This window comes from Massilia sp. W12, from assembly GCF_037300705.1.
Taxonomy (GTDB): domain Bacteria; phylum Pseudomonadota; class Gammaproteobacteria; order Burkholderiales; family Burkholderiaceae_D; genus JACPVY01.
Genome location: NZ_CP147776.1, coordinates 1,399,343 through 1,414,362 on the forward strand (window position 1 = coordinate 1,399,343; position 15,020 = coordinate 1,414,362).

Here is a 15,020-nt window from a genome sequence, read left to right on the forward strand (position 1 = left end):
CTTTCAATCCTCGTCATCCAGCGCACGCATCAAGCGCCGGGTTTTTTTCAGAGCGTCTTGCGCCTGCTGCAATTCGCGCGCCTCGGCTTGCTGGCGGGCGGCTTGCGCGGCCCCATCCTGATCCAGGAAGGCGGCCAGACGCGCAATGCTGGTGTGTTCAAACAGCGCGGTTAAGGGAATGTCACGGGCAAAAGCTTCTTTCAGGCGGTTGTTGATGGCGATCAGGTTTAAGGAATTGGCGCCGATGTCAAAGAAATTGTCATGGATGCCGATTTGCTCAAGGCTCAATACCTGCATGCAAATGGTGGCGATGGTTTGTTCGTTTTGATTGCGCGCCGGCGCGGAGTGCTCGCGCACCGCCGGTTTGCAATCGTCCAGCGGCAGGCTGCGTCTGTCCACTTTGCCGCTGGCGTTGAGCGGCATCTTGTCCAGCTGTAAATACCAGGTCGGCGTCATATACGAGGGCAGGCTGGCTTGCAGCGCCTGACGCATCTCCGCCGGCGTCCATTCGCGCGTGGCGCAAAAGAAGGCGTACAACTGTTTGCCGGACTGGTTTTCATGCACCACCACGGCGGCGGTGATCACGCCTTCGAGCTGGCACACATGGCGTTCAATTTCCCCCAGTTCAATACGGAAGCCGCGCAATTTCACCTGATGGTCATTGCGGCCGCGCAATTGCAACAGCCCATTCGGCAGCCAGCGCGCATAGTCGCCGGTGCGGTACAAGCGGCCGCCGGGGTTAAACGGATCATCCAGGAATTTTTGCGCATTCAGTTCGGGTTTGCCCAGATAGCCGAGCGCCACGCCATCGCCGCCGCAGCACAATTCGCCGATGGCGCCCAAAGGCAGCAGGCGGCCTTGCGCATCCAGCACATGGCAGGTCGAATGCGCAATCGGGCCGCCGATGGGCGGGCCTTCCGGCCAGTCGCGGGTGAAGGCGAAGGTGGTGGAAAGGGTCGTGTTTTCGGTCGGGCCGTAGCCGTTGATCACCAGCAAATGCGGATTGGCGGCGCGCACTTTGGCGATATGCGGCGGCGATAAGGAGTCGCCGCCCACCATCAGCGTGCGCAAGGGCGCAAACAGGCTGGGATCAGCATCCACCAGCTGATTGAACAGTCCGGTGGTAGTCCACACGGCATTGATCTGCTCATCGCGCAACACCGCTTTGAGTTGCTGCGGATCGAGAATCTGATTCAGCAGCGGCGTATGCAAGCTGCCGCCGCGCAGCAGACAACCCCAATATTCCAGGCTGGCCACGTCAAACGCCACCGAGCAAATTTGCAAGACGCGTAATGCAGGCCCCAGCGGCAGCGCCTGATTGCTCAAGGCTAAGCGCAAAATATTGCGCTGGCTGACCAGGCATCCCTTGGGCTGGCCGGTGGAGCCTGAGGTGTACATCAGATACGCCGCTTGCTGCGGCGGCGCATAGACCGGCTGCAATTGCGGCGCGCGCGCCAAGCGCGCTGCCGCGCCCAGCTGCAGGCGCGGCAAGTCTTGCGCAAGGCCGGCTTCGGGCTGGGCGTCTTGCAGCACGCAAAATAATTTCGCATTGGCGTCGCGCAAGGTGAATTCGAGGCGCTGCGGGGCCAGATCCATATCCAGCGGCAGATAGGTCGCGCCGCAATACAAAGCGGCCAGCACGCCGGCCACCATCCACGGGCTGCGCGGCATTTGCAGCGCCACCACATCGCCCGCCGTCACGCCGGCAGCGCGCATGGCTTGCGCAATTGCTTTCACTTCGTCCAGCAGTTCGCGGTAAGTCCAGCGCAGCACGCCGCCCTGATCTGCGCCGGAGACGGCTGGATTGTCGCTGTATTTGTCAGCGGCGATGCAGAATTGCTCAATCAGACAGGAGTCGCGCGCATACGGCTCGCCCGGCGGATTGAAGGTTTGCAGCAGCAGGCGGCTTTCCTCTTGCGCGCACAGGCTGACCTGATCCAGCGGGGTTTGCATATCCTGCGTCATTTGCCACAGGATATGGCGCAGACTGCGGCCTATGGTCTCTACCACTTCGGTGCGGAAGCGGCGCGGATTGTGCACCAGATTGATACGCAGCTCAGCGCCCGGGTTGACCACGATATGAAAATCATATTTCGCCGTCGGCTGCATCTCGGCGGCGCCGATTTGAATCGCGCCGCCTTCCAGGCCGCGCAACTGTTCTTGCAGCGGCAGGTTTTCAAAGGTGAAGATGTGCGAAATCAGGCGGTTTTTCAGCGGCGACAGCGACTGCACTGCCGACAGCGGGTAAAAATCCCAGGCGGCGGCGGCGAATAATTGCTGTTGCACGCGCTGCGCCAGATGCAGCAGGGTATCGCCGGCCTGGCTGCGCACGCGCAGCGGCTGGGTATTCAAAAACATGCCGATCATGGATTCGACCCCGGCCAGGCCGGGCGGGCGGCCGGCGATGACGCAGCCGAACACCACATCGTCCAGATTGTTATAGCGTTGCAGCAAAAAGCCCCAGGCGCTTTGCAGCAGGCTGTTGACGGTCAGTTGGTGTTTGCGCGCGACTTCCTGCAAGCGGCGGGTGAAATCCTGATCCAGCACAAATTCGCAATCCGCCGCATTCGGGCCGTCCGCTGCGCCGGATACGCCGCAGGCCTGCGCCGTGTCCGGGCCGACATCGCTATACGGGGTCAGGGTTTCGTTTTGATAGTCTTCCAGTTGTTGCCGCCACCAGTTTTGCGCCGCCGCCATATCCTGCTCTTCCAGCCAGCGGATATAGCCGCTGTAGGGATGGCTTTCGCGGTCGTCGATCTGGCAATCCGGATCGTTCGCATAGCGCTCGTAAAAGCCGAACAGATCGCGCAACAGCATGCCCATGCACCAGCCATCGAGGATGATGTGGTGAAAACATAAAATCAGATGGTTGCGTGCGCCGGCGCGCCGCACCAGGGCGAAGCGCAACAAGGCGTCCTGGCTCAAATCAAAAGCCTGGGCCCGTTGAGCGTTCTTGAATTCCTGCAAAGCCGCCTGCGCCGCCGCCTCATCCATGGCGCGTAAATCCAGCTCTTGCAAAGCGAGTTTTTCCGGCGCGCGCTGCTTTAACACAATCTGGCGCGGCAAATCGGTTTTGCGGAAGCTGAACACGGTGCGCAACACATCATATTTGGCGACCAGGCTGTAAATGCTTTTTTGCAGGGTGGGGGAGTCGATTTCGCCTTGCAGGGAAAAGTCGAATTGCTCGAAATACGCATCCGAGGCCGGATCCATCGCAAAATGCAGCAGCATGCCTTGCTGCATCGGGCTTAATGCGTAAATATCCTGCACATTTTCTTTGCTCAACATACTGCTTCCCCTAGTTCATATTCAAATCGGAAAAAATACCGTCGAGTTCATCCGCCGCCAGCTTGCTGCTGAAGTCGCTGGCGCTCTTTTCGCTGCCCTGCTGCGCTAAGCAATGCGTCGCCACGCTTTGCAGCGCTTGCGCCAGCAAGCCCGGCAGCTTATCGGCGCGTTTGGCCAGTTGCGCGCTGACATGCACCTGAACCTGGGCGCGCGCCAGATCGAGCACCACTTCCAGCTCCAGCGCATGCAGGTAATGCATCAAGAGCGGCGCGGCGACTTGGCGCCCGGCTTGCGGCGCAAGGATTTGCAGCGCGACTTGCGGATGCCAGGCCGCCAGCCAGCTGGCATGCGGCTGCGGGCAGGCCGGATTCAGATAACGCAGCGCGGCCCAGGCGGCGCCTTGCTCTTCATACTCGCGCTGGGTCTGTTTGCAGCTGCGGATCTGCTGCGCGCAATCGGCCTCAAAGCTCAGCGGCAGCGGGTAGGGCAGTTGCAGCGGGCCGGGGCCGGCTTTGTATTTGCGCAAGGCGCTTGCGGCGCGCGCATCGGTTTGCAGCAGCACATGGCAGTATTCGATTTCCGCCCAGGCTTGCAGCGCTTGCGCCAAGGCCGCCAGCGCCAGATCCTGGGTGCTGCTGGTGTAAGCGCGCAGCGCATCGTGTTGCAAATCGTCGCACAGGGCCGCCGGCAGCGCCTGGCTGAAACTGTGGCGCGCAAAACTGCGCAGCGCGCGCGGGGTGCAGATGGCGCCCAGTTCTTGCAGGCGGCCCCAGAAATCGAGCGCCTCCAGCGCTTGTTCCTGCGCCCAGCTGTGCAGAGCTTGGCCGGCGGCAGCCAATTCGGCAGGGCGCGCAGGCGGTTCGCTTTGTCCGTCTTGCGCCGCTTGCAGACAGGCTTGCCAATCGGCGTACAGCAAATCCAGGCCCGGGCCGTCGCACGCCAGCGGATGCAGCAGCCACAGCATGCCGCTCTCAGCGCCGGCGCGATCCGGCGCGCGCCACAGACCAAACACCGCGCTGGCGCCATCCGGCTGCGCCAGACTGAGATCCAGGGCGGCGCGCAAGGGCGCCTGGGCGGCCTCATCATCCAAGGCCGGCAGCGCGGCGGCAAAGCTGTGCAGGGGCGCGTGCGCATCCGGCCCCACGGCAGCCCAGGCCGCGCCCTGTTCCTGCAGGCGCAGACGCAAAGCCGGCTGGCGCCGCCACAGCCAGTCCAACGCCTGTTGCAACACGTCCTGCGCCGGCAATTCTGACAGCGGGATGCGCAGCTGCCAGGCTTGCAGCCCCTGGCGCCGGCTTTCGCTCAGGCTGCGCCAGGCGCACAGCGCCGGCACATCCGGCAGGACGCCGGCGGCCGCGTTTTCATTGGCCGGCGGCGGCAGGCTGACGGCCAATTCGGCAATCGTCGGGGTTTGGAACAGTTGTGCGACCTGCACTTGCAGGCCCTGATCCTGCAGGCGGGCGCAGATTTGAATCGCCTTGATCGAATCGCCGCCCAGTTCAAAAAAGTTTTGCTCAATCCCGACCTGCTCCACGCCCAGCGCGCTGGCGAAGGCTTGCGCCAGGCTTTGTTCGAGCGCATTGCGCGGCGCGGTTTGGCTTTCGCCGGCCCCGGCCAGCGCCGGCGGCAAGGCGCGGCGGTCGATTTTGCCATTCGGGTTCAGGGGGAAGGCCGCCAGCACACACCAGGCCGAGGGGCGCATATATTCCGGCAGCAGGGCGGCCACATGGCGCCGCACTTGCATCAGCCAGTCGGCTTGCTGCACATGCGCCGCATCTTGCGGCACGACCCAAGCGGCCAGACTGCGCCGTCCTTCCGCGTTCGCATCCGCCGTCACCAGACATTCCTTGACTTGCGCGTGCTGCAGCAGCACGGCTTCAATTTCGCCCAGTTCAATGCGGTAGCCGCGAATCTTGACTTGATGATCGCGCCGTCCCAAAAATTGCAGCACGCCCTGATCCACCCATTTCACCAGGTCGCCGCTGGCGTACAGCTTTTCACCGGGGCGCCAGGGATCATCGACAAATTTTTGCGCGGTGATCTCAGGCTGGCCCAGATAGCCAAGCGAAACGCCAGGCCCGCCGATGTACAGTTCGCCGGTCACGCCATACGGTTGCGGCCGCATCTGCCCATCCAGCACCAGGCAGCGGGTATTCGCCAAAGGCCGTCCGATCGGCACACTGTGGCGCGGGAAGCTGGCTTCCAGCACCGGGTAAGCGGTGGCGAATACCGTGGTTTCGGTCGGCCCATACACATGGATCAAGCCGCCCGGCCCCAGCAGTTCGCAGGCGCGCCGCATATGCCGCAGCGAAGCCGCTTCGCCCCCGGTCAGCACATGGCGCACTCCGCGCAGCGCTTGCGCATTGCAGTCAAGCAAGGCGTTGAACAGCGCGGTGGTCATGAAAAACACGCTCACGCCGCTGCTTTCGATAATCTGCGCCAAGCGCGGCATATCGGTCAGTTCTTTACGTCCCGGCAGGCGCAGGCGGCCGCCGTGCAAGAGCGCGGCCCAGATATTGAAAATCGAGCCGTCAAAGGCATAGCTGGAGGCGTGCAGCAGGCAATCCTGTTCGCTCAAATTGATGTAATTGGTCTCGCACACCACGCGCGTTGCGCTCATGTGGCGGATCAGCGTGCCTTTCGGCTTGCCGGTCGAGCCGGACGTGAAAATCACATACGCCAGGCTTTCGCCATTCGCATCGCAAGCGGGCGCGCTGGCGGGATGGGCTTGCAGCTCCAGCAGTTCCGGGCGGATCACTTCCAGGCCCAGGCCCTCGCCCAGCGGCTGCAGCTCAGCCCCGCACAGCAGGCGTTTGACGCCGGCCTGTTGCAAAATATCGTGGCAGCGCTCGCGCGGGCTGTCCAATTCCAGCGGCAGATAGGCGGCCCCGATTTTAAACAGCGCCAGCATGCTTTCAATCATGGCGAAGCCAGGCTCAAACTGCAGCGCCGCTAATTCGCCCGGCGCCACGCCGGCTTGCCGCAGCCAGTGCGCCAGACGGTTGCTGCGCGCGTCCAGCTCGGCGTAAGTCAGGCGCTGCGCGCCATCGTCCAGCGCAATCGCCTGCGGTGTGCGCGCGGCCTGCTGCGCAAACAATTGCGCCAGCGTGGCGTGGCGCGGGAAGGCGCTGGCGCAGTCGTTGAGTTCTTCCAGCAGATGCTGGCGTTCGGGCGCATTCAGCAATTCCAGCGCTTGCAAAGGAATTTGTGCGTCTTGTATGACTTGACGCAAGATCCGTTCATACCAATCCATCATGCGCTGCATGCTGTCAGCGGCGAATAAGCTGGTGGCGTATTCCCACTCCAGATGCAAGCCGTCAGCGGCTTCACGCAAGATCACGGTGATGTCAAATTTCGCGCTGCCATTATCAAAGCTGACGCTCGATACGCTGCCGCTCTCCAAACCCATATCTTCGTTTTGCAGCACGAAGTAAATATCAAACAGGGGATTGCGGCCTGCATTTCGCGGCAGCTGCAAATGCTCCACCAGTTCGTCATACGGATAATCCTGCTGCGCCAGGGCTTGCATGACATTGCTGCGCACCCGCGCCAGCAAGCTGGCGAAGCTGTCCGCTTCCTGCACATCCTGGCGCAGCGCCAGGGTGTTGACGAACATGCCTTGCAGGCTGTGCAACTCATGCCGGGTGCGACCGGCCACCGGCGCGCCCAAGACCAGATCGGCGCCGGCCCCGACGCGCCACAGCATGGCGTAAAAACCGGCCAATAAACACATGAACAGGCTGGCCCCATGCGCGCGCGCGGTGTGGCGCAAACCTTGCGCCAGCTCCGGCGGCAAGACGCGGGCTAAGCGCGCGCCTTTGAAATCCTGCCAGGCCGGGCGCGGGTAATCGGTTTGCAAATCCAGCACCGGAATCTCGCCGGCAAAGCGTTCCAGCCAATACGCCTGCTGCGCGGCATATGCGCCATCCAGGAAACGCTGGTTTTGCCAGGCGGCGAAATCCTGATATTGGCAGGGCAGGGCGGGCAGGCTGTGGCCGGCTTGCAAGGCCATGAATTCGGCGATCAGCACGCCCATCGAACTGCCATCGGTGGCGATGTGGTGCATGTCCAGCAACATATGGCATGCCCCATCCGGGGACAGGAAGAAATGCAAACGCAGCAAAGGCGGCTGGCGCAGATCAAACGGTTGCACCGCTGCGCGTGCGGCGGCGTGCAAAGCCTGTTCCACGCTTTGCCCGGCAGCCGGGGTGATGTGGTGCAAAATCGGCTGGCAGGGCGGCAGCTCATGCGCTGCGTACAGGGTTTGACGCAAGTCGCCGCTTTGGCTGTCATAGGCGCAGCGCAGCACATCGTGGCGCGCAATCAATTGCGCCAGCAGTTGTTCTGTTTGCTTCAGATCCGGCATCTGTTCCAGCCGCACCAGGGCGTGCACATTGTAGGCGCTGGCGCCGGGCGCAATCCGTTCGATCAAGAGCATGCGCGTTTGCGCACGCGACAGGGCGTATTGCGGGCGGCCGGCGGCGTCATGGCCAATCGGCTGGGCCGGCGCGATCAGGTCTTGTGCGGCCTGCGGCTGTTGCAGACGGCTGGCGAAGTTGTGTTCGGCCAGCAGTTTGGCGCCAAACGCGCCCAGGCTGGGCGCGCTCATCAAATCGGCAATCGTCAATTCCAGCGCGCAGGCGGTGTTGATGACATGAATGATTTTCAAGCCGATGATGGAATCGCCGCCGAGTGCGTAAAAATCATCTTCCAGCTTGACTTGCGGATAACCCAGCGCTTCGCTCCAGACCCAGGCCAGGGCCTGCCAGGCGGGGCCATCCTGCGCCGGCATTTGCTGCGGCGCTAAGCGGCATGGCGCTTGCAAGGCTTCCTGCACCCAGTCATCATTTTTGGCTTCTGCTTTGGCGACGGGCGCAGCGGCCCCGCGCACCGCTGCCGGTCTGTCCCAGAAATGATGGGCGACGAAAACCTGGCCGGGCAGGCTGATGCGGCGGCAGGGCCGGCCCTGGTACAGTTCTTCCCATTTCACCGGGACGCCTGCCAGCCATAATTGGCCCAGACGGGTCAAGGCGGCGGCGTCGCCGGCGCGTGCTGCCGGCAGCACATCATTGCGCTCGGCGCGCATGGCCGAGAGTGCGCCAGCGTCCGGCTTGGCCGGGCTGCGTTGCAGCTGTGCATGTTGTGCGCCGTCTTGTAAAGCGCTCAGCAGCGTTTGCAAGCCGCTTATCAGTTCACTGCGCCCGCTGTCTGGTGTGAGCGGCAGAATGGCGCGGCAAGCTTGCTGCTCGCGGCCGATGGCGGCGGTAAAACACAGATCCGCCAGGGCGAAATCATGTCCGGCTTGCAACCAATCGAGCCAGCGTTGCAGGCTTTGCGCCAACAGTTCAGGGCTGCGCGCGGACAAAATCAAGAGTTCGGCGCGTGCGTGTTCGGCTGCGCGCGGCTGCGCCGGCGCTTCTTCCAGCAAAACATGGCAATTCGTGCCGGACAGGCTGAAGGAACTGATGCCGGCTAAACGCGGCGTGGCGCTTTGCGGCCAGTCTTGCAAATGATCGACCACATACACCGGGCTGGCGGCGAAGTCGATAAAAGGGTTAGGTTGCTCAAAGTTTAAGCTGGGCGGCAATTGGCGTTGTTGCAGCGCCATCACCACCTTGATCAGCGAAGCCAGACCGGCTACGCCAACCGTGTGGCCGATATTGGTTTTGACCGAGCCGATGCCGCAAAACTGGCGGCGTGCGCCGAATTGTTCAAAGGCCCCGCTGATGCCCTTGATTTCAATCGGGTCGCCCAATTGCGTGCCGGTGCCATGGGTTTCGATATAAGAAATCTGCTGCGGATCAATGCCGGCGCGCCGCCAGGCCTGGCTCAAGACTTCTTTTTGCGCTTTCGCGCTGGGCGCGGTCAAGCCGTTTGAGGCCCCGTCATTATTCACCGCCAGTCCTTTGACAATGGCGTGAATGCAATCGCCATCGCGCAGCGCGGCGGATAAGGGTTTGAGCATGACCGCCGCCACCCCTTCGCCCCACACCGTGCCGCTGGCGCCTTTGTCAAATGCGCGCACCTTGTAATCGGTGTTTTCAATTTCCCCCACCAAGCCCTTGGCCGGAGTGAAAAACAGATTCGCCGCACCCACCAGCGCGGTTTCGCAATCGCCATTGCGCAGCGCTTTGCAAGCCTGATCCAAGGCCACCAGACCGGAAGAGCAGGCGGTGTCGGTGACCAGCGCCGGGCCTTTAAAATTGAACAGATACGACAGGCGGCTGGCCAGCACCGCTGTCCAGGAGCCGGTAATCGCATTGAAATCAATCTCGCGGATGAAGTTCAGATAGGAATTCACCAGGCGATGGGTGTGGTCATTGCCGACAAAAATGCCAACCGGGGCGCCATACAGCGCTTCCTTGTGATAGCCGGCGTCTTCCATGGTTTCCACCAGCACTTCCAGCAATAAGCGCTGGTAGGGGTCCATGCTGCGCGCCACCACCGGCGGAATCTGGAAGTATTCGTGGTCAAACCTTTCCACATCCTGCAAAAAACCGCCGTCAAACAGCGGCGTTTCATAGTTGTCCAGCGCGCCTAACAAATCGCGCCGGCGCGCCGGAAACGCGCCGATGCAAGACTGGCCGGCAGCCAAACGCTGCCAGAATTGCCATTTATCGTCAGCATGCGGAAAGCGGCAGGCCATGCCGATGATGGCGATTTGTTCTTCCTGCGCCGCGCTTTTTCCGGGGGGCGGGGTTTTCGCCAGCTCTTCCAGAAAACTCAGGGCCTGCTCTTTGGGCAAGTGTTTTTGTTTAACTTGCTCCAACAAAAAGCGCGCCAATTCTTTGCGCACATTTTGCCCGCCGGCGCTTGGCGCCCCATCGGGCGCCGCAGTGGACTGGGTATCGGTATGTTCGGCCATATGTTTTGCGTGATTCAAACTTCACTATCGGGCTTGACTGGCCGGCAGGCGCGCAGCGCCCGCCGGTAAGCGCGGCATCTGTTCAGAATTTATCCAGGAATGACTCCAGTCCTTCATCGCCTTCCAAGGCCTGATCCAGCATATCGGACAGTTGCGGGGCCTGTTCCGTCGCCGCCGGCTGTGCCGCCGCCGGCTGCAGGCGCGCCAGTTTTTCTTCCACATACGCCGCCATTTCATCAATTGAGGCGTAGGAGAAGATGTCGGAAATGTCCACCATCTGCGGGAAGTGGCTGTCGATCAACTTCAATAAATGGGTCGCGATAATCGAATTGCCGCCCATGTCGTGGAAGTTGGTGAAGACATCGATTTCCGTCAAACCCAGCACCACCGCATAAATTTTGGCCAATTTCAGTTCAGTCGCGCTGACATCTTCCTCATTCTTGCCGCGCAACACGATTTGGATATTGTCGGCATTCATTTCGGTGGCGCCGCCGCTGTCAGACAGACGGCGTTGCAATTCCGGCGCCAGCACAAACGGCAGTTCGCTGACAAAGGGGGCGATGCCGGCGGGGTTGATCGAGGAAGGCAGCAGCGCCTCGCGCCGGCCGTTTTGGGCATGTTGCAAAATCCGGCTCAGACGCGCAAAAGCATGTTCCGGGGCCAGGGCGGCAAAGGGGCTGTTTGACTCGTCCACGGCAAAATCAACCGCCATGCCGATTTCTTTCCAGGACGGCCAGTTCAGCGCCATCAAGGGCCGGCCCGCCTGCTGCGCCAGGGCGCAATACGCATCCATAAAGGCGTTGGCGGCGGCGTAATCGCTTTGTCCCTCGCCGCCGGTGAGCGCGGTGATGGAGGAGAAGCACAGCAACCAGTCGAGCGGATCGGCGGCGCTGGCTTGCTGCAGATTGTGCAAGCCTTGCAGCTTGGGCCGCAGCACGGCGTCAAAACGGGCATAGTCTTTGCGCAAGATAAAGCCTTCGCCGGCCACCCCGGCCAGATGCATGATGCCTTTGAGCGCGCCATGGCGCTGGCGCACGCCGTCCAGCGCGGCGCGCAGGGCGGCGCCGTCGGCGATATCGCAGGCCAGGCATTCGAGTGCGGCGCAGTCTTGCGCCAGTTTCACCAGCTGGGCGTATTTCGGCTCGCTGGCGGCGCGGCTTTCCCATTCGGTTTGCGGGGCGACCTGGCTGCGTCCCAGCAAGACAATTTTGCAGCGCGCCTGTTGCGCCAGATAAGCGGCGCAGGCCAAACCCAGGCCGCCCAAGCCGCCGGTGATCAGATACACCCCGTTTTCCTGCACCACCGGCGCTGCCGCCTGCGGTTCCGCCAAGCTCAGCGGATACATTTCCCGTTGCAGGCAGCGGCCTTCGCGCAGGGCGAATAATTTGCCCGGCGGGATGCTGAGCAGGGTGGCGGCGCTTTGCGCCGGCGTGCTGGCGGCGTCATAGTCGAGCAGACGGCACGGCAGCTTGCTGTATTCCATGCCGGCGCAGACGCCCAGCATCGCAGCGGCGGCGCCCATCGCCTCGCCCGCCGCGCTGGCCACCCCCAAGCCCCAGGGCAGCGCGGTTTTGGCGGCCAGCAGGGCTTGCACCAGGTGCAATAACAGATCCACGCTGGCGCCGCGCTGCGCAGCAAAGCTGGCGGCGTCGGCTTGCAGCAGGTTGCTGCCGGCGATGGCCGGCAACAGCACAATCCCTTGCGTGCCTTGCAACATATCGCCCTGGCACAGTTGGCGCATGCCATCCGCATCGGCGCTGACCGAGGGCGCGCCGGCGCCGTTGAGATACATCACACGGCACTCGACCCCGCAGTCTTGCAGCGCCTGGCGCCAGACCTCGGCGCGGCTGTCGGGGCCGGCCAGCAGCAGCAGGCGTTGCGGGGCTGCATCCGCCTCCGGCAAGGTGACAGGTTGCCAGCGCATCGCCAGATATTCGCCATCCGCGCCCGGCTCGGCCTTGCCGCCAAGACCGGCGAAGCTGTTGACCTTTTTCACCACATAGTCGCCGACTTCGGCAATGATTTGCCCATCCGCGCCAAACAGCAGCACGTCATAGCTCATGGTTTCCGCCGTGCCGGGGGTTTGCCCTTCGGGCAGGCGGCGCGCTTGCACATGGCTGTACATCGGCGCGCTGAATGGGGCATAAATTTTCAGCGATTTATAAGAAAACGGCAGATAGGTCACGCCGCTGTTCTGGCTTAACAGATTCATGGCGTTATCCATCACCGACGGATGCAGCTGGAAGGTGGCGACTTCATGCGCGAGTTGCGGCGGCAGCGCCAGCTTGGCCAGGGCGTCAGGCCCGATCAGCCAGGCCGAGCGCACCGCATCCCAGTGCGGGCCGAATTGGAATACGCCGGTATCGGTTTCGGCTTCAAAGGTTTCGATGCTTTCATGCGCCTGCGCTTTCAAGGCGGCGATATCCGGCGCAGTCGCCTGGCTTGCGCCGCATGCGGCGATTTTGCCTTCCACATGGCCTTGCCATTCTTTGCCGCCGGGGGCCGCGCTTTCAATCGTAAAGCGCAGTATCCCGCCATCCGGCTGCAGGCTTAAGCGCACATCGCGTTGCGCATCAGCCTCCACAATCATCGGTTGCAGGAAGAACACATCGCGCAATTCCACCCCGATCCAATCGGTGGTGTGCTGTGACAGGCGGGCGGCGGCGCGCGCCATTTCCAGATAGGTGGTGCCCGGCACCACGCACACGCCCTTGATTTTGTGGTCGGCCAGCACCCAATGGCTGTTGGCGCCAAAACGGGAGGAAAACACTTCGCGTCCGCCTTCCTGCGTGCTCTTGCGCTCTAACAGCGGATGCAATTTTTCCTGGCTGGTGACTTGGCTGACTTTCGGCCCGGCCCAGACGCGGATGCGCTGGAATGGGTAGGTCGGCAGCGCCAGCCAGTTGCGCGCTTCGCCGGCGTACAGACTGGCCCACGGCAAATCAGCCCCGGCCACATGCAGTGCGGCGAGTTGTTCCAGCCCCGTGCGATCCGGCGCGGCGAGCCAGGCGGCGACAGCTTGCGCAGCCTGGCCGTTCAATTCTTTTTTGCCCTTATCGCTCAGTTCGCCGGCGGCCAGTTGCTTTTTCTTGTCGCTGACCATCTGGTGCGACTGGTAAAAGCCGCCCGCCACGCTGACGCCATCGCTGATCAGCGCCGGCGCTTGCGTCAGTTGCGCACGCAATTCATCCAGATTGGCCGCCACCAGCGCCAGCCGGTGGCTGTAATGGCCGCGTCCCAGATTCAGGGTGTGGCACAGATCGGCCAGGGCCGGCAGCTGGCCGGCGAAATCCTGTTCTTGCAGATAGCGCTGCAGACGCGCCACGTAATCCAGCAACACCTCGCGCGTCTGGCCCGACAGGGTGCAGCAGTAAAAGGGTTTGCCCGGCGCCAGTTCGGCGCGCGGCGGCGCTTCTTCCAGCACCATATGGCAGTTGGTGTGGCTGAAGCCGAAGGAACTTAAGGCGGCGCGCCGCCCATGTCCCTCGGGGGCCGGCCAGGGCCGCAAAATATCATTCACATACAGCGGGCTGGATAAGAAATTGATATAGGGGTTGGGTTGCTCGAAGTTGATGGTAGGGGCCATTTCGCGGTGTTGCAGCGATTTCACCACCTTGAACAGCGAGGCCACGCCGGAGGCCGCCACCAGATGGCCCATATTGGTTTTCAGCGAACCGATGGCGCAGAACTGGCGTTTGGGCGTGAAGCGGCGGAAGGCGGCGCTCAAGCCTTTGAATTCAATCGGGTCGCCCAACACGGTGCCGGTGCCATGCGCTTCCACATACGACAGGGTGGCCGGATCAATGCCGGCTTTTTGCCAGGCTTTCACAATCACCGCTTCCTGCGCCTCAGGGTCTGGCGCGGTCAGGCCGGACGCCGCGCCGTCATTATTGATTGCGCTGCCTTTGATAATCGCGTGAATCGGGTCGCGGTCGGCGATGGCTTTGGCCAAGGGCTTGAGCATCACCATCGCCACCCCTTCGCCCCACACCGTGCCGTTGGCGCGCGCATCAAAGGTGCGGATGGTCGAGTCTTTCGATTCCACCGCATCCATTGACATACTGCCCTGAAAGCGCGGGTTCATTTCGCCGGTGATGATCAGATTGATGCCGCCGGCCAAGGCGGTGTCGCATTCGCCATTCAAAATCGCCTGCGCCGCCATATGCACCGAGACCAGCCCGGCGGAACAGGCGGTATCGACGATCATGCAGGGGCCTTTGAAGTCGAATAAAAACGAGATGCGGCTGACCATGATGCTCTCCCAGGAGCCGGTCAGTTTCATCGGATTGTTTTCGGTGGTGTAGCGGTACAGCGAGTAATTGGTGTTTTCACGGCCCAGATACACCCCGGTATTGCTGCCATACAGGCGCTGCGCGCCGTAGCCGGCGTTTTCCATGGTTTCCCAGGCCAATTCGAGCGCCACGCGCTGGTGCGGGTCCATGAAGGTGGCTTCGGTCGGCGGGATGCCGAAAAACTGGGCGTCGAATTTGTCGATTTCATCCAGATAGCCGGCGGCTGCATGCGCATGCGGGATGTCTTCTTCGGGAATCGCATCGCCGATCAAAAACTCGGTGTAGGAAGGATTGCGCAAAATATGTTCAAAGTCAGCCGCGCGCTGTTTGGGGAAGGGGCGGATGCAATTTAAACCATTGCGCAAGACTTGCCAGAATTGCTCAGCGTCGGCGGAGCGTGGAAAACGTCCGGCCATGCCGATGATGGCGATATCGTTGTTTTTCGGCGCGCCCGGCTCACTGTCTTTGCTGTTGCTCAACTCAGTCAAGAGTTTTTTTGCCTCATCTTGCGTCAGATTGCGCTTGGCGACTTGTTCCAGAATGTATTTTTTAATGCTTGACATAGGTGCTCCCTG

The 15,020-nt window shown here is 62.0% G+C and carries 3 protein-coding genes; all 3 read right to left on the reverse strand.

The annotated features are described in order from the left end of the window. Nucleotides 1–3: 3 nt before the first annotated feature. Nucleotides 4–3,288, reverse strand: coding sequence for an amino acid adenylation domain-containing protein (locus V8J88_RS05730; protein WP_338848356.1), 3,285 nt, complete (start codon nt 3,286–3,288; stop codon nt 4–6). Nucleotides 3,289–3,298: 10 nt separating this feature from the next. Continuing rightward, nucleotides 3,299–10,153: an amino acid adenylation domain-containing protein gene (locus V8J88_RS05735; protein WP_338848357.1), complete on the reverse strand. Its 6,855-nt coding sequence runs from the start codon at nt 10,151–10,153 to the stop codon at nt 3,299–3,301. An 82-nt stretch (nt 10,154–10,235) separates the two neighbouring features. Next, nucleotides 10,236–15,008: an SDR family NAD(P)-dependent oxidoreductase gene (locus V8J88_RS05740; protein WP_338848358.1), complete on the reverse strand. Its 4,773-nt coding sequence runs from the start codon at nt 15,006–15,008 to the stop codon at nt 10,236–10,238. Nucleotides 15,009–15,020 lie beyond the last annotated feature (12 nt).